Annotated in this window: 23 protein-coding genes; 11 read left to right on the top strand and 12 right to left on the bottom strand. The window is 35.3% G+C overall.

Annotated features, from left to right (window positions below; all coding sequences use genetic code 11):
- Positions 1-103 precede the first annotated feature (103 nt).
- Positions 104-586, top strand: coding sequence for a DUF4199 domain-containing protein (locus AACZ92_RS05165; protein WP_339697882.1), 483 nt, complete (start codon positions 104-106; stop codon positions 584-586).
- Between the two features lie 20 nt (positions 587-606).
- Here AACZ92_RS05165 and AACZ92_RS05160 read toward each other — a convergent pair whose 3' ends face one another.
- Positions 607-1,062 carry a DUF2267 domain-containing protein gene (locus AACZ92_RS05160; RefSeq protein WP_339697879.1) on the bottom strand — a complete coding sequence of 152 codons (456 nt, stop codon included), beginning with the start codon at positions 1,060-1,062 and terminating at the stop codon, positions 607-609.
- Between the two features lie 317 nt (positions 1,063-1,379).
- Here AACZ92_RS05160 and AACZ92_RS05155 point away from each other — a divergent pair, with 317 nt between their 5' ends.
- Together AACZ92_RS05155 and AACZ92_RS05150 are read left to right on the top strand one after the other, a co-directional pair.
- Positions 1,380-1,619, top strand: coding sequence for a general stress protein CsbD (locus AACZ92_RS05155; RefSeq protein WP_339697876.1), 240 nt, complete (start codon positions 1,380-1,382; stop codon positions 1,617-1,619).
- 160 nt (positions 1,620-1,779) lie between these two features.
- Positions 1,780-2,253 carry a hypothetical protein gene (locus AACZ92_RS05150; protein WP_339697873.1) on the top strand — a complete coding sequence of 158 codons (474 nt, stop codon included), beginning with the start codon at positions 1,780-1,782 and terminating at the stop codon, positions 2,251-2,253.
- Between the two features lie 307 nt (positions 2,254-2,560).
- Here AACZ92_RS05150 and AACZ92_RS05145 read toward each other — a convergent pair whose 3' ends face one another.
- Positions 2,561-3,337 (bottom strand): AraC family transcriptional regulator, encoded by a 777-nt coding sequence (locus AACZ92_RS05145; RefSeq protein ID WP_339697870.1) that lies wholly within the window; start codon positions 3,335-3,337, stop codon positions 2,561-2,563.
- A 254-nt stretch (positions 3,338-3,591) separates the two neighbouring features.
- On the opposite strand from AACZ92_RS05145, the gene AACZ92_RS05140 reads away from it, so the two are divergent.
- From AACZ92_RS05140 to AACZ92_RS05105, 8 genes are all read left to right on the top strand, one after another.
- Positions 3,592-4,668, top strand: coding sequence for an NAD(P)-dependent oxidoreductase (locus tag AACZ92_RS05140; protein ID WP_339697867.1), 1,077 nt, complete (start codon positions 3,592-3,594; stop codon positions 4,666-4,668).
- A gap of 3 nt (positions 4,669-4,671) precedes the next feature.
- Complete coding sequence (locus AACZ92_RS05135) at positions 4,672-5,235, top strand: vitamin K epoxide reductase family protein (RefSeq protein WP_339697864.1); 564 nt, start codon at positions 4,672-4,674, stop codon at positions 5,233-5,235.
- 2 nt (positions 5,236-5,237) lie between these two features.
- On the top strand, positions 5,238-5,645 hold the full coding sequence (locus tag AACZ92_RS05130) for an SPW repeat protein (RefSeq protein ID WP_339697861.1): 408 nt from the start codon (positions 5,238-5,240) through the stop codon (positions 5,643-5,645).
- Between the two features lie 11 nt (positions 5,646-5,656).
- Positions 5,657-7,795 (top strand): catalase, encoded by a 2,139-nt coding sequence (locus AACZ92_RS05125; RefSeq protein WP_339697858.1) that lies wholly within the window; start codon positions 5,657-5,659, stop codon positions 7,793-7,795.
- 153 nt (positions 7,796-7,948) lie between these two features.
- The gene (locus tag AACZ92_RS05120; protein WP_339697855.1) at positions 7,949-8,197 is read left to right on the top strand and encodes a Rho termination factor; all 249 of its coding nucleotides are present in this window, start codon (positions 7,949-7,951) and stop codon (positions 8,195-8,197) included.
- A gap of 52 nt (positions 8,198-8,249) precedes the next feature.
- Complete coding sequence (locus tag AACZ92_RS05115) at positions 8,250-8,387, top strand: hypothetical protein (protein ID WP_339697852.1); 138 nt, start codon at positions 8,250-8,252, stop codon at positions 8,385-8,387.
- A gap of 18 nt (positions 8,388-8,405) precedes the next feature.
- Positions 8,406-9,254 carry an SDR family oxidoreductase gene (locus AACZ92_RS05110; RefSeq protein ID WP_339697849.1) on the top strand — a complete coding sequence of 283 codons (849 nt, stop codon included), beginning with the start codon at positions 8,406-8,408 and terminating at the stop codon, positions 9,252-9,254.
- Positions 9,255-9,271: 17 nt separating this feature from the next.
- Positions 9,272-9,709, top strand: coding sequence for an MgtC/SapB family protein (locus AACZ92_RS05105; RefSeq protein WP_339697846.1), 438 nt, complete (start codon positions 9,272-9,274; stop codon positions 9,707-9,709).
- Between the two features lie 97 nt (positions 9,710-9,806).
- Here AACZ92_RS05105 and AACZ92_RS05100 read toward each other — a convergent pair whose 3' ends face one another.
- The 10 genes from AACZ92_RS05100 to AACZ92_RS05055 form a co-directional block, all read right to left on the bottom strand.
- Positions 9,807-10,394, bottom strand: a complete 588-nt coding sequence (locus tag AACZ92_RS05100) for an urea carboxylase-associated family protein (RefSeq protein WP_339697843.1) — start codon at positions 10,392-10,394, stop codon at positions 9,807-9,809.
- A gap of 36 nt (positions 10,395-10,430) precedes the next feature.
- The gene (gene gntA, locus AACZ92_RS05095; RefSeq protein ID WP_339697840.1) at positions 10,431-11,123 is read right to left on the bottom strand and encodes a guanitoxin biosynthesis heme-dependent pre-guanitoxin N-hydroxylase GntA; all 693 of its coding nucleotides are present in this window, start codon (positions 11,121-11,123) and stop codon (positions 10,431-10,433) included.
- A gap of 108 nt (positions 11,124-11,231) precedes the next feature.
- On the bottom strand, positions 11,232-11,495 hold the full coding sequence (locus tag AACZ92_RS05090) for a SemiSWEET transporter (RefSeq protein ID WP_339697837.1): 264 nt from the start codon (positions 11,493-11,495) through the stop codon (positions 11,232-11,234).
- A gap of 22 nt (positions 11,496-11,517) precedes the next feature.
- Positions 11,518-12,486 carry a cation diffusion facilitator family transporter gene (locus AACZ92_RS05085; protein ID WP_339697834.1) on the bottom strand — a complete coding sequence of 323 codons (969 nt, stop codon included), beginning with the start codon at positions 12,484-12,486 and terminating at the stop codon, positions 11,518-11,520.
- Positions 12,483-12,905: a transporter substrate-binding domain-containing protein gene (locus AACZ92_RS05080; RefSeq protein WP_339697831.1), complete on the bottom strand. Its 423-nt coding sequence runs from the start codon at positions 12,903-12,905 to the stop codon at positions 12,483-12,485. The genes AACZ92_RS05085 and AACZ92_RS05080 overlap by 4 nt, the downstream gene beginning before the upstream one ends.
- A gap of 2 nt (positions 12,906-12,907) precedes the next feature.
- Complete coding sequence (locus tag AACZ92_RS05075; protein WP_339697829.1) at positions 12,908-13,558, bottom strand: flavodoxin family protein; 651 nt, start codon at positions 13,556-13,558, stop codon at positions 12,908-12,910.
- Between the two features lie 281 nt (positions 13,559-13,839).
- Positions 13,840-14,403, bottom strand: a complete 564-nt coding sequence (locus tag AACZ92_RS05070) for a DUF305 domain-containing protein (protein ID WP_339697826.1) — start codon at positions 14,401-14,403, stop codon at positions 13,840-13,842.
- 53 nt (positions 14,404-14,456) lie between these two features.
- Positions 14,457-15,002: a hypothetical protein gene (locus AACZ92_RS05065; protein ID WP_339697823.1), complete on the bottom strand. Its 546-nt coding sequence runs from the start codon at positions 15,000-15,002 to the stop codon at positions 14,457-14,459.
- Complete coding sequence (locus AACZ92_RS05060; protein ID WP_339697820.1) at positions 14,999-15,619, bottom strand: FMN-binding negative transcriptional regulator; 621 nt, start codon at positions 15,617-15,619, stop codon at positions 14,999-15,001. Before AACZ92_RS05060 ends, AACZ92_RS05065 begins: the two co-directional genes overlap by 4 nt.
- A gap of 7 nt (positions 15,620-15,626) precedes the next feature.
- Entirely contained in the window at positions 15,627-16,151 is a 525-nt protein-coding gene (locus AACZ92_RS05055; protein ID WP_339697817.1) for a YetF domain-containing protein, read from the bottom strand.

Raw genomic sequence — 16,151 nt, 5'->3', positions numbered from 1 at the left:
TTTTAAAAGAAAGAGGGTATACCATTAAAAACTTTTTTAATAAAGTTAAACAAGATACCAGAAGATTATAATCTTGTGAATAAACAGTAAAAACTCTTCAATTATGAAACATCCAATGATTTCTGTAGCGCATGGTAGTATAGTAGGGGTGATTTTAATAGGTTATTTCTTGGTGCTTTCTATTTTTGGAATACATACGCAGCCACTTTGGAGCTTTTTGAACATAGTAATTATAGGAGCAGGTATATATAGGGCGATACGAAAGTATAAAAGGGTTATGGGAGAAAGGTTTAACTACCCCAACGGTTTTAAAACTGGGTTTTATACTGGCGTTGTCGCGACAATAATTTTTACATGCTTTTTTGGAATCTATATTACAGAGATAGACACCAATTTTGTAGATGAATTAATGAAGGTTTGGAAGTTTCAATGGTTCGCTAATATAGGAATGGTTATACTAACAGTAGTGCTCATGGGGTTGGCCAGTACAATGGTACTTACATTATCTTGGATGCAGTTATTTAAAAATAGCTGGAATACAAAAGAAGGGAAAAGACATTCCCTATTCAATAAAGAAAAAAAATAAAAACCAATTAAAAATTACGACTACAATTTATCGCTTAAAAAAGTTTCTACTTCTTTTGGCAATGGTGTGGTTAAAGAATCTATGTGCGCTTCAGAAAGAAATCTTTTTAATGACTGCACGGTATTTAAAATAATTTCTTCTGTCGGTTTCTTCCACGGAAATTCATCTTCTCCATATTGTTCTTGAAGAGTTTTTACTTGGGTTTTCATCTCCTCTAAAGTGGAATATGTCAAAAGAGGGGCTTCTTGATACTTCCAGTTTTCTACATAAATTCCTTTTAAAATTATAGGAAGCTGAGAAACTAGCTTAAAAGATACCTCTAATGGTATTCTATCCCGTATAGTATGCATAACTGCCCGCCAAATTTGAAGCACACGAACTTTTTCAGTAGGATGTTCCAAGTGGTGGGCTAGATCGTTAATATATGTATGTGCATCTTTTGCAAAAGTATCAAAGTTTAAATCTGTTGAGGTCATAATGCTCTTTTATAATTAATAAGATTTAAGTTAATGAAATTACAATTCATATAAAATAATTCACGAAGGCTTAACTAATATTTATTAATATTAATTTTTTAGTATAAAATACTGTTAATTAATGGTTTGAGTCAGTAGTTGTTCTTATCGAATCAAGAAGGATAGAAAAATATAACTAAGTATTTTTGATGAATTAGCGTCTTGGAAGTAGGAGGCTATTTCTTGTTTTTTAAAGTTAATAATTTGTTTTATTAGATATAACCGTCCCAGGTTTCGGAAGTACATTTGAAATATAATAAATCTTAAAAACTAAAATTATGGAAAAGAGTAATAACCCACAGAGATCACAAAGCAATACAGGACTTGAAAACAAATGGGACAATATTAAGACGTCTTATCGTCAAAAATATCCAAATCTTACCGAGGAAGATGTACAATTCCGAGAAGGTGAATTTGATGATATGACCCAACGGGTTGCCGAACGTACTAATAGGAATAGAGATGAAGTTCGCAATGAAATACAGAACTGGGACGATAATGCCTATGAAGAAGAATAGTAGTTGGTTACTGTTTTAGGAAAAGAAACCTCAATTGTAAGCTGATTGGGGTTTCTTTATATAACACACTTTTTATTAAGGCAAAAATCAATTTTAAAGAACACCCAAACGTAACAATGATACAGTAATTTTGTTTTTTAACAATTAAAAAAAGAAACCTATGAAAATTTCACACAATTTTTTAATGGCATGCTTAATAACAGCCTTTATATCATCTTGTAACGATACAAATAGAAACAATACAGATGATGATTTAAATGACGTAGAGACCGTTGATGATAATCTCGATATTACTGATGATCGAATGGATACCGACGATAGAATGGGTACTGATGATCGAATGGACAATGAACGATTGAACACCCAAAACAATCGTAATTACAATTCACAGTCAAACTTAGATATTCAAAATAAGAACGAAATATACCGAGAGGTTAATATGGATCAAGATCAGATTAATGAATTTGAACGTGAATATAAAGATGACTTAAATAATGAACGTGGAAATAATGATGGAAATATAGATCAAGCTACACGACAACGGCTCTTGGATGAAAATATGAAAGCTGTACTTTCAAACGATCAATATGACAAATATCAGAATTGGAAAAATAATACTAATAACAATAGATGATTAAGTTGATTGCGTTTTGATTATTGTTTAAAAGAGGCGAGAGCCTCTTTTTTTAGTGTATAATCATGATTTCTTGTCTTTTCTAAAAGTAGATGGCTGCACGCCATATTCATCTTTAAAAATTCTGGAAAAATAACTTTTGCTAGAAAGGCCTATCTTATATACAATTTCAGAAATACTGTCATCTGTATTTAAAAGAAGATCTTTTGCTAGATTGAGCCGGGTTTCGTAAACATATTGATTTACGGTTTTATTGTACAGGTATTTAAACCCTTCCTGAAGCTTTGCAGCGTTAAGCCCTGTGTGCTTAGTTAGTCAAATCAGGCAAAGATTTATAAGTAGCAAGATGTGTATGAATATAATCTGAAGCTTTCTTTATGCCATCAATTTCCGTTCGTCTTAGAACGGTACGGTTTTTTTCTGGACGTTGATCGTCTAAAAATTGGGATATCTGTCTAACCAAAGTTTGATAAGCAATGCTTTCCATAAAAATCATATTAAGGAAATCACTACCTTCAAAATCAGATATTTTTTTAAAGATATCTGCCATTTTCAAGCTGTATTCCCCTTCATAATAAAAAGATTGCTTGGCATGTACATCCTTAAAGAGTTTTTTCATTTTAACGTTCATCCCGTCCCTTTTGAAGCTGGATTTTTTCTGAAACTCTTTCCGGTTTATTTCAAGACTGAAAATTGAGGTCTTAATATTCTTTTTAAAACTTAATATATGTCCGTGATTATCACAACTGGCCACAATAGCATTTTGAAATTGGTACACAATATGGGTAGTAGTGTCATTAGCAAATCGATGGTGTAAATTTCCATTACGCACGTAAATAAATTTCAAAGGATGTACTTTATTTACTAAAAATTGAATCTCGGTGTCTTCAAAAAAGGTACAATCGTATTGAATTATACCAAGACCGCCATCAAAACTAATACCTTTAATGGTACCGGTCCCTATAGCCTTAGGTAAAGTTACAAGATGTTCGCCATATTCTTTTGTATATGTTGTATTAAAAGATTGGGCAATTTCATGTAGTACATCATGTATAGGTAAAGAGGCTATTTCTATCGACCGCATGTAGTTTTGTTTAGGTTAAACCGCCAAAATTAGAGAGACAAAAAGTCTCGCTTTAACTGAAATGCATCGATATATAGCTCAATTGCGTGAAAAACCCGAAATAGTTCCAAAACGTATCTGTTCTGTAGTACAATTCCTATGAAATATTTTTTAGCGGCAATAATTAAATGGATTGCCATAATCTAATATTCTTTATTAAAATACCTTTTCGCTTATTTATAAAGTAACAGACGAACACTTAAAAAGTATTTTAAATGGAAGATAAAATAATTGATCATGTAAGCGGCGGTTCCAGACGCGAAGACAAGGAAGTTATCATCATTACCGGAAGCAGCGGTTTAATAGGATTTTCGTTAATTGAAAAGTTAGCTGAAAAATATAGGATCGTTGGATTGGATAGGCTAGGGCCTCCCTATCCACCTTTACAAGCAGAGTGTGTCAATTTTGATATTACTGATGAAAAAGCCATTGCCGCGGCTATGGAACGCATCCGGTACGGATATGGAAGTAAAATTGCTTCGGTGATACACTTAGCCGCCTTTTATGATTTCACTACAGAAAATAGCGAAAAATACGATGCTATTAACGTAGAAGGTACCCGCAAGTTTTTGAATCAGTTACAGGACTTTGAAGTAGATCAGTTTATATTTTCAAGTTCCGACCTTATTTATAAACCTACAGATACCGGAATTAAAATCGATGAGAATGCACCAATAGAAGCCAATTGGGGATATCCAGAATCTAAAGTTCAAACAGAACAATTAATTAAAGAGAATAACGAGGACATTCAAACCGTATTTCTGCGGATTGCAGGGGTGTATACAGATTACGGTCATTCAATCCCTGTTACACAACAAATAAAAAGAATTTACGAAAAAGAGTTGGTGGCTCATTTTTATTCCGGTGATGTAACGCACGGCGATGTCTATATTCATTTAGAAGACCTTTTAGATGCTATTGTAAATACGGTAGAAAAACGAGATACATTAGAAAATGAAATCGCCATTAATATTGGAGAGCCCGAAACCCCAACCTACAAAGAATTACAAGATGAGATTGGCAAACAGATCCATGGAACAGCCTGGGAAACTTTTGAAATGCCTAAGACAGTAGCAAAAGCGGGTGCTTGGCTTCGAAACGCTACAGGCGATCCATTTATAAAACCTTGGATGATAGATCGTGCGGGCGAGCATTATGAGCTCGATATAAGCCGCGCAAAAAAACTATTGGACTGGCAACCAAAACATAAACTGCTCGATACGGTACCTAAAATGGTGAAAAACCTAAAGGAAGATCCCGAAAAATGGTATAAACAAAACAATTTAAACTAAAAGATGGGGCAAGTAGAAAAATATATTCCGCCCGGCTGGGAATATAACCCAGCAAAATGGTCTCAGCGTATCCCTATTGTGGTGTTGGCCATCATTGGGTTTCTTATTGCAGGATATCTTTCATTGTATCAGTTTGATATAATCGATTCGGTATATGAGCCTTTTTTTGGAGATGGGAGTGTGAAAATCCTTAATTCAAAAATAAGCCATATACTTCCAATACCCGATGCGGCATTGGGAGCTTTTGGATATTTGGTAGATGCTGTAACCGGTATTATAGGGGGAACTAATAGATGGCGTAGAAAACCATGGATAGTTATTGTATTTGGGCTGGCTGTAGGACCTTTAGGATTTGTAAGTGTGATGTTGGTTGTTTTTCAACCGGTTCTCTTTTCTGCTTGGTGCTCCTTGTGTTTGGCTTCAGCAGTCATATCAATTTTAATGATAGGTCCCGCAATGGATGAGATGCTGGCAAGCCTTCAATATATGCAACGCGTAAAACGATCCAATGCTTCGTTTTGGAAGGCATTTTGGGGAGTAACATCAGAAACCGATAAAGTAGAATAATTATGTGGCCTAGATTTATAAATATAATAATTGGAATGTGGTTAATGGCGGCACCGGCACTATTGCGATATGGATCTGCCGCAACTGACAACGGACATATAATAGGACCGGTGTTAGCAACCTTTTCGGCTATAGCCATTTGGGAGGCTACTCGAAATGTACGCCTATGGAACTATCCCCTAGGTATATGGTTGTTGATAGCACCATGGATTTTAGGGTATGACAATACAATAGCAATTGTAAGTGATATGGGATCGGGGGTATTAATTCTTATTCTCAGTTCTATTCGTGGGAAAGTAGCACAACAATTTGGAGGGGGATGGAGAGCTTTATGGACCAACCACCCAAAACATATGAAGATTAATTCTAATACAAAGGAAGATACGCTAAGAGATAATAATATAAATTGAAAAAAAGCACGATGAAAAACTCAAAATCAGAAGAAAAGAAATCCAAGAAAATAAAGGATTTAGAAAAGGATACAAAAGAAATTAAAGACACTACCTTAACTACTAATCAAGGAGTAAAAGTAAATGACACAAACAATTCATTAAAAGCGGGGGAAAGAGGGGCTACTTTATTAGAAGATTTTCTTCTTCGCGAAAAGATAACAAACTTTGATCATGAACGAATCCCAGAACGCATTGTCCATGCGCGGGGTAGTGGGGCTCATGGCTATTTCGAATTATATGAAAGTTTAGAAGAATATACCAAAGCCGGAATTTTCACTGATACTAGCCGGAAAACCCCAGTTTTTGTCCGTTTTTCTACGGTAGCAGGATCAAAAGGTTCTACAGATCTCGCTCGTGATGTACGGGGCTTTGCAGTAAAGTTATATACCGATGAGGGGACGTGGGACCTAGTAGGAAACAACATGCCTATATTTTTTATTCAAGATGCTATGAAGTTTCCCGATTTAATTCATTCGGTAAAACCAGAACCGAATAGAGAAATACCTCAGGCAGCTTCTGCACATGATACCTTTTACGATTTTGTGTCCCATTCCACTGAGACATTACACAATCAAATTTGGTTAATGAGCGATCGTGCCATTCCGCGTAGCTACAGAATGATGGAAGGATTTGGTATTCATACCTTTCGGCTAATTAATGAAGAAGGGAAAGCACATTTTGTGAAATTTCATTGGAAACCTTTATTAGGAATACACTCAGTTACTTGGGACGAAGCCGTAAAAATAAGCGGAGCCGATTCCGATTTCCACCGTCGTGATCTATGGGATGCAATTGATGCAGGTCATTATCCAGAATGGGAACTTGGCTTGCAAATAATTCCTGAAGAAGACGAACACAAATTCGATTTTGATTTGTTAGACCCTACTAAGTTAATACCCGAAGAAATGGTACCTGTAAAGAGAGTAGGTAAAATGACACTTAATAAAAACCCAGAAAATTTCTTTGCAGAAACAGAGCAAGTCGCCTTCTTACCAGGACACATTATTCCTGGAATTGATTTTACCAACGATCCACTACTACAAGGCCGTTTATTTTCATATAGAGATACTCAGTTATCCCGACTAGGGAGCCCGAACTTTCATCAAATACCAATTAATAGACCGGTGGCAGAAACGCATAACAATCAACGAGATGCTAAAATGCAAACCACCATCCCCAAAGGAAAGACGGCTTATTTCCCTAATTCTATAAGTGGGGGATGCCCACATTTGGCTAAAATTTCTGAAGGGGCTTTTAATACGTATGAAGAAAAGATAGATGCTAAAAAAATTAGGACCCGAAGTGAAAGTTTTAATGACCATTTTTCACAACCGGCATTGTTTTATAGAAGTTTGGCGCCTTGGGAACAAGAACATGTGGCAGAAGCCTATACATTTGAATTAGGAAAGTGTACCTACGATCATATTAAAGAACGAATGTTATGGATATTGAACCAAATTGACGAATCCCTAGCACAAACAGTAGCCGATGGCTTAGGGAAAAAAATCCCTGATAGCATAGATGAACCAATTAATCAAGCCATTGGAGCAGATGCTGATGTAAATAAACACCAGCCAGATACTAAAAAAATATATTTAAAGAAGGACCCCGCATTAAGTCAAGCGAATACCGAGTTTTCATCAATAAAAACCAGAAAAATTGCCGTACTAGTAGCAAATGGTTTTTCTATGAAAAATTTCAAATCAATAAAAGAGGCGCTAGAAAATGATGGGGCCATATGTAACTTAATTGCTCCCCATGGCGGCTCAGTAACTTGCGATGCGAATAAAGACCATAAAGTAGACGCATCAATAACCACGACGGAAAGTGTTTTATTCGATGCCTTATACATTCCAGGAGGAGATAAATCAATTCAAACTTTAATAGAAAATGGAAAAGTTAAAAAGTTTATCAATGAGACCTTTAAGCATTGTAAAGCAATCGCTGCCGATGACGAGGGAGAACAACTCTTAGATAAAACAGTAATTAAAGATCATAAAGATGATGCGGCTATCTTAATTAATGAAGAATCAAGCAAATTTAAGGAAGCTATATCAAAACACAGAAATTGGGAAAGAAGAAAAATCACCAATAAAATTCCAGTATAGTTTAACGAAGTCTAATACATGAAAATGTACTTTAAAATGGGATAATGAGTTCACAATAGCGCAATTTTTTAATACTTCATTAGGCTATAGTTAACAGATTTTCAGAAGAATATATGCTAATTTTAATATAAGGTAAAATAAAAAATAAAGATTATGACAAAGAATCACGGAAATCAGATAAAAGACGATGAAAAGTATGAAGACCTTCGAGACGAAGGAATGAGCAAAGAAAAAGCCGCTCGAATTGCTAATACCGAAAACTCTGGTGAAAAAGGCGGAAGTGCCAAGAAGTATGAAAAACGCACCAAAGAAGATTTGGAGCAACAAGCTAAAAAGATTGGTATTGATGGGTATAGTACTATGGATAAAGAGGAACTTATTAAAGCGCTTCGTAATCATTGATAAAAACATGTCTCATCGAGATAATAAACCAGATACTGTAATCTAAAGTAATATGGATAAAGAAGATCAAAATAAAAAGCACGTAGTAGCCGATGAAACCCATCAAAAAAAGATGGAAGGCGAAACACATCAGCGAAACGATAAAGACTCGAAAAACTGGTGGGAGAAATTAAAAGCGTTATTTCACTAAACATGTAAAAGCATTTGTATGGGCAAGCCAGATAAATTTCCAGAACAATCACAAAAACAACCAGGGAAAGAACATAAAATGAATCCTGTTCCAGAGGTTATTCGAAAGAATTACCAAGGAAGTGATAAATTAAAGAATAAAATAGCCTTTATAACGGGTGGAGATAGTGGTATTGGAAGAAGTGTAGCTGTACATTTTGCGCGAGAGGGAGCCAATATCGCTATTATATATGTAGAAGAAAACGAAGATGCCAAACACACCAAAGAGTTAGTTGAAAAAGAGGGGAAGCAATGTTTGCTGTTGCAAGGTGATGTAAAAGAAAAGAAATTTTGCAAAGAGGCCATAAAAAAATGTGTGGAAACCTATGGGGGTGTTGACATTGTAGTGAATAATGCAGCGGTTCAATTTCCGAAAGATAATATAGAGGATATATCGGAAGAACAATTGCACACCACTTTTCAAACGAACATATATCCGTATTTTCATATTGTTAAGGCCGCACTTCCACATCTCAAAGAAAAGGGAGTATTCATTAATACAGCTTCTGTTACTGCTTATCGAGGAAGCGGCCACCTATTAGATTATTCCAGTACCAAAGGGGCTATTGTAACATTTACTCGCTCCCTTGCAAAAATGTTGGCAGAAAAGAAAATTAGGGTAAATGGGGTAGCTCCAGGACCTATATGGACACCTCTTATACCTGCTACATTTAATAATGTTTCAGATTTTGGACAAGACACTTTATTGGGTAGGGCAGGCCAACCTAGTGAAGTAGCTCCGGCATACGTGTTTTTAGCAAGTGAAGATAGCAGTTATATGACAGGGCAATTTCTTCATGTTAATGGAGGGGAATTAGTGGGAGCTTAACACTAAATGTAGAAATAATGGATATAGAGTTTACGGATTTTTTACTTAAAAGTATTGCGGCTTTAGTTGCGGGTTTTTTTATGGGGTTAGAACGACAAATGAAAGGAAAACATGCGGGCTTGAAGACGAATATGCTCGTTACCATGGGAGCAGCGATTTATGTAATGATTGCATTGACTTTTATAAATCACGAAACAACAGATATGACCCGTATTATTGGGCAAATTGTGGTGGGAGTTGGGTTTTTAGGAGCAGGGGTTATCTTGAGAAGCAATAGTAAAAGAAAAGTAGAAGGTTTAGCTACTGCAGCCACTATATGGTGTTGTGCGGCTGCAGGTTGTTTGGCTGGAATGGGAATCTACGATGTCTTAGCAGGATTCACTGTATTAGTAGTGGTAGTAAATATAGTTTTTGGTTATCTAAATAAAAAGGTGTCAAATAATACCAATAACTAAATTTTTTTTTAACTGTCAGAATGGGTTACTATAACATTCATAGTACTTATTTAAAGTATTGTTTACCAGCAAAAAAAAGTAGAAATAAAAGTGAAAATTATTTTACAGCAATTACGGAGTATGCAATGGGTTTAAAACTACCTCCATTGCTGTCTTCTGCTGAACAAGCGGTAAGCCCTACAATAAGATCCATCAAAGCTTCAAACGCTACATAATCTCCCGCTTTACTCATAGGTGGTTCTACCGATAGGGCACCGCTTTCAGCTACTTGTACATTCATAAAAATATTAAAGGCAGTCGGTACATCATCGGGTTGTATGTTGTAGGGAGCAAGATTAGTGTATAGGTTTTCAAAACAGCTGGGATGATAACCATCATATTGGTACATAATGGAAAAGGTTTCAGGACTACAAGGCGCTAATAAAAAATCGTTTCTACCATTGGTATCTTCTACAATTTTCATCATCTGGTTGCTTCGGTTGCTCCATAGATAATGTCCTTTCGTAATAAAAATAGTTTCTTCAAAATCTAAAGTTTTACCAGATGAAATTTTTTCACGGGGATCGGTCGCGTTAAAAAGGACCATATCGCTTACTTGTTGTCCAAATGGATCGATTACCCTTAGTTTTTCTCCCTTTTTTAGCACAAAAGCTGTTCCTGATTGCTTGGGAATTTCGTTTACCATGTTTTTTTGTATAAGTAAATTTGATAATATAATTTTTTAAGATGAATGATGATGAAACGGACACTTCCAATTATCTTCGACTTTTCGTCCGCTGTACTGTCTTGCTTCGCTAGTATTACCAAAATCTTCTAACATAGGGTTTATCGATCCTTGTAATGCTTTATCCCGTTCGCGTATGCGTTCTTTTACGGTGTCGTAGCTGCCCATTTCTCGCAATTGTTCAAATTGCCAGTGCAAGTTAAAGGCAATAGTTACAAAAGGACTTTGACGGGCAATGCGAGAACTTTTAGGATGCATTCCTACTACATAAAATGCTTTTCCTGCAATACTAAAGCTAAAGGTATCTTTGGTAGGATTTGAAGATACCGTTTCATCCCAAGTTCTTGTATCGGTTTCATGAATATGTTGAAGTTGTTCCCAAAGTGCTTTTTCAAAAGCTACTTCGGTTTTAAATTGAGCAGTAGGAAATACTGCTAAAAATGTCACAAAATTATTACTCTCAAAATCATAGGTATCTACGTATTTTTTAATATCAGCCACTAGTTTTCGAGCTGTTTTTTTTGTTCCAAATGTATCGTAAGCATGCAAGTCTATGGCATCCATTTTAAAAACAGTTTGCGCCATAATACAAGGATGATCTTTTTCCACGATGAATTCTTGAAAACGTTTTTTTAAAGAGGAAACAGAATTGCTTTCATTCACCTTAAAAGTTTGTATTTTTTCTTTCATTTTTCTGTTGTTTTCTTCTTAAAATTACATCATTATTCGATAAGCTAAACGTAGATTAAGAAAGGTTTAAGCGTATTTTAATGAAAATTAACAACACTGTAAGAAAGACTATTTTTTTCCGCTATAGCGTAGCATTAAGTAAAGCATGCTCATGTTTAAAACTAAGGAAAAACCATTGGTAACGATGATGGCTAAATCATCTTTTAAAACACCATATACAACCCAAAGACCTACTCCTAATAAAAGAATTGCAAACATAATGGGAGAAACATCTTTTACTTTTTTTGTTTTCCAAGCTCGAATCAGTTGTGGTACCACAGCAGATGTGGTACAAATACCTGCAAATAAGCCTAACAACGTTACAGCATCCATAATAAAAAATTTAGGTTTCCATTTAATTGGTGATGTTGGTTCGAGTTAAAAAATAAGGAGGAATGGAAGTTACTGGCATAACACTTACATCTATTAGTTTCCAGTGGAGCTCTAGAACGTCTTTTCGTATTTGTTCACATTTGACTGGAGCATTGCTTATAATTAAAATTTCCCCAAAATAAGTCTGCCCATGTTCTCGTAAACGAACCCCCACTTCAATGATATCGGATGAATAATTATCACATAAGTAATTAACAACTCGTTGGCCTATAGTATCATTTTCTTTCTTTACTGTAACAGGATGTCGATCCATCAACTCCAAAATAGCATCTTTTAAATTGGAGTAACCATCCTTTAAGACAGAAAAAGAAATAAAAAGTGCTGCTGTAGCATCAGCCCACCAAAATCCGAGACCTACCCCGACAATACCTAGCATAGCCGCCAAAGCGGTTGTCCAGTCTGCTTTTTGAGCCTGTGCATCGGTAAATAGAATCTTGTTGTGCAAAGCTTTAGATAAAGGAAGTTTAGCGTGACCCAGAAACATCGCAGGAATAGAACTGTAAATTAATAATGCGATCATAAGCCAGCCTAACCAAATTTGCTGCCCCCATATAGTAAACGACCCAATAGTTGGTTTTTCAATAGTAAGCAAACTAATACTCGAATCAATAAGTAAGTAAGAACCCATTAAAAATAAAGCCAAAGCTCCTGTAAGATGCGCAATATCAAACACCCTATGATAGCCGTATGGGAAATTCTGGGTGGGTTTTTTATTGTAAAAACGATAAGCAATTAAAAAGGAGATAGCAGGTAATATACTTAAAGCATCTTCCAACCACGCGGTTTTCATGGCTTGTGAATTTCCCATTACTAGATACATTAGAATGACTACGGTTATCAAATAACAAATAGTAATCCATTCCAGACGTTTAGCTTTCGAAAGTTTTTCTTGCAAACTTTTCGGAAGATGAAAGGAGTTTATAGATTTCATGGTGAAGAGAGATTGATAAAGGATTCTAAATTGAATAATAATTTATTTTCTCCCTTAGGGATAGCAAATACATGTTTGCTGTCATAGGGTTTGCTCAATCCTATCTCAGATTTCCAAGGTGTATTTTTTTCAATTCCTCCGACAACTAACGAATACTCATAATTTGTTAAACCCTCCATTAGTTTAGATGCTGAAGCAGAATAAAAGGATATTTGTAGTTTATTATTTTTTGCAAATTGTTTAATATATTGAATTTCACTACCTACAAAGGTGTCATTTTGCTTTGTGGCGAAAGGAGGATTATCGATGACACCGACCACTAAACCTTTGGTTTGTGCTTTTTTCCAACTTTCTTTACTATCATGGGGAAAAGAGCAAGAAATCAGAATACTGAAAATGATATACCAAATGCATTTCATGCTTATTTACTTAGTTGTGTGGCTTTTTCTTCTAATTCCTTTAAATTGGTCGGGTAGGGGTTTTCCTTTAAAAGTGTGGCCACGTGTATCATATTGTGAGCCATGGTTAATAGCATATTATTCGTAAACTCATGTGTATCTCCTTCGGCTTCTATATAACTAGGACCAGGACCTGCTTCTCCTACATAATAGCTAAAAGCATTGACCGGCACAGTAAAACCGTGTTCTGAAAAATCAAAAAGAATACTCGAAATGGCCTTTTTAGCTCCATCTTCATTTCCGTCAACTATTACTCCTGCTACTTTATTATAAGTAGGATATTGTCCATTTTCATTGTTTCCTTCTTCCAAAATTCCATCCAATCGCTCGGCTACCATTTTAGCAATCGAACTCCGATCTCCACGCCATATTGGGGTGGCTATAATAAATATATCAGCAGCTTTAATTTTATCTAATATGGTAGGCCATTCATCGCCATTCTTTTCATCTGAAGAAGTACCAAACTTAATAGAATAATCTGATAACCGAAGCACTTCTGTTTGTACTTGCAAATCTTTAAAAATCGATTCAGCTTTTTCTATAAAAGCACGCGTATTCGAAACTTCAGGGGGATATTTTAAGGTACAATTTAAAAAAAGGGCTTTTAAGTTCATGTTTCTTAGTTTTTTTATTAGATACAACAAGGTATTTATTCCTTTCTTAAAAAGTGGTTAAGTGGCTGTTAAAGAATACATAAGCTGCAAAATTAATGACAGTACTTTCTTATTTATAAGCGGAAAACGCGGAAGAATATATTTCTACCCATATAAAATCGAACTTTTAAAATGTGTATATAAAAAAGTAGGATATTTTAGCCGTTAACTTTTTGGGGCTACCATACATCTTATTAATTATCTTTTGTATAATCACTAACTCCTGGCTCTACATTTCGCTTTTATTCATTTAGATTTTTGGTCTCTTTATTAGTTGACCCTTTAAATTTCGGAACAGGACGTTTTTCCTTTTCTTCCTCTGTTTCTACAATTCCATTTTCTTTGATATCATGTATTAGCCATTGCATTTCCATAATTTCCTTGCGCTGTGCTTTAATAATTTTATCGGCAAGTTCTCTTACTCTTACATCTTTTATTTGAGATCGTTCGCTAGTTAAAACTGCAATGGAGTGGTGTGGAATCATTCCTTCCATATAGTCAGTATCCGTAACAGTTACTTGACTTCTTACGAGCCATAAAGGACCTAGTATCAATATAACCCCAAGAGCGAGAATTGCAATATTCATTTTTGGGGTTTTATACATTTGTAGCATATACAAGAGCATAATAATTGTCATAGAACCGCCCATAATTAATGTCATAAATAGGCGGGTCTCACTAAACCAAAAATGGTCTATTATTTGGTAAGAATGTAGGTACATTAAAAAAAACATTGCCATCATGGAAGTTCCAATCATGGCAAAAAATTTTAAATAATTTTTACTGTTGTTTTTCTTATTTTCCATGTTAGTTTCTTTTTTGGTTAATATTTTTTGTAACCAGTTAATTTAAAAACAGCTTACGTTTCCTCCTCCTCTTTTTCTTTCTTTTCATCATGAACTAAATAATGATCTCTCCCCAATCCTACAATATTAATAATATTGGTAACTGTCCCATATAGCATTAAAATAACGGTAATCATCATTCCACTTAAAACAGAAGAAAAAAATAGGGTAGTCCAATAGATACCGGTATACCATGACGTAGGAACATTTTCTGCTTCTGTAATGGGAATATTAAAAAGCTGAAATAAAATTAAAGCTCCAACAAATAAAACAGTATCAAATTTTGCAATTGATAAAACTTGTAAATAATGATCGTTTTTTAGTTTAGATTCGGTTCCCGTACTAATTCCTAAGAGGGTTAATAATAAAGCCAAAATAGTAGCCGAAGCTAAAACAATGGTATTACATAACATATTGATTCCTGAAAGCGAAGTGCTGATCAATTGTTTGGCTTCGTACCCAGTTAAGTTTCCTAATAAAAAAACACCCAATCCGGTAAATACAGTGGCGATAATACCTCCATAAACCGCACGTTTATTTGTTTTAAAAAATCGTTTCATTTAGATAAATGTTTTGATGTTTCCTTTTCTATTTCTGTAGCTACCGCTGCCGTACTAGGATTGCCCCTTAACTTATTACAAATTCGCTCACGGGTATCTGCAGAGACATCTTGATGGTATTTGGCAATTCCTTCTATAGCAATGGGTTGCGCTGTAAAGCCAACAATAAAAGGAAGATGTTCTTGTAATAAAGAGGGGGGGAGGTCATGATAAAAAGTGGGATTGTCTTGTTCTTTTTCAAACCGATATACCAATTTCTGTAAAGAGGTTTCTAATTGTACTGCTGTTTGAAGTTGAAGCGAGGCCCGAACGTGAACGGCACTGTAATCCCATGTACTAATATCATTATAATCATACCAAGATGAAGAGACATACGCATGAGGACCTTGAAATATAAATAAGGCTTCCATACCATCTTTTAAATGGCTGGCCTGCGGATTCGATTTGGCAATGTGGCCTACAAGATGAAAAGCGTTTTTAGTTCCTTTTGTAAGTACAGGAATATGTGTGGCTACTAAGCCTTCTCCTTGAATGACCATCGTGGCAAAAGGATGATCCTGTATAAATTGATAGTGATAGTCAGTTTCTTTTTTTTGATAGGTACGTGGGCAAAACATAGGAAATCTATTTTCGTTTAACATCGGTTAATAGCCATTCAGCTACTTGAGCATCGGCATTTTTAGAATGAATAACAATAATATCACCAGTAGTTTCAAAAACTACAGCTTTAACTTCAGAAAGAGATAAAATATTAGCTTCCCGCAGTTTCGAACGCAAATCTCCTTCTGACACCCGAGCTTTTCTTAAATTATCATCTAGGATAATTGAACCCTCCATTAATAGGAGAGGGCGGTTATCAATAACCTTTTTAAAAGGTTCCCAACGCCTGGAGATAGCAGCAAGTAATTGGGTGGCATAAATCATAAAACACCCAAAAATTCCTTCGAGTAAGGAAACAGAATGGGAGAGGATGGTAGTAGCTATAAGGGAACCAACAGCCACCGTCATGGCAAAATCAAAGCTCGACATTTTCGAAAAACTACGCTTTCCAAAAATGCGAGTATATAAAATTACCGCTAGATAGATGCCTACCGTTGTAAGGGCGATAGCAGCAAGAGTTGTAAAATCCGTGGCAAACCATTTTTCCAT

It is taken from the genome of uncultured Marixanthomonas sp. (assembly GCF_963974425.1).
Taxonomy (GTDB): Bacteria; Bacteroidota; Bacteroidia; order Flavobacteriales; family Flavobacteriaceae; genus Marixanthomonas.
Note: the sequence above shows the minus strand (reverse complement) of the source record. Positions and strands in the feature narration are given on the sequence as shown.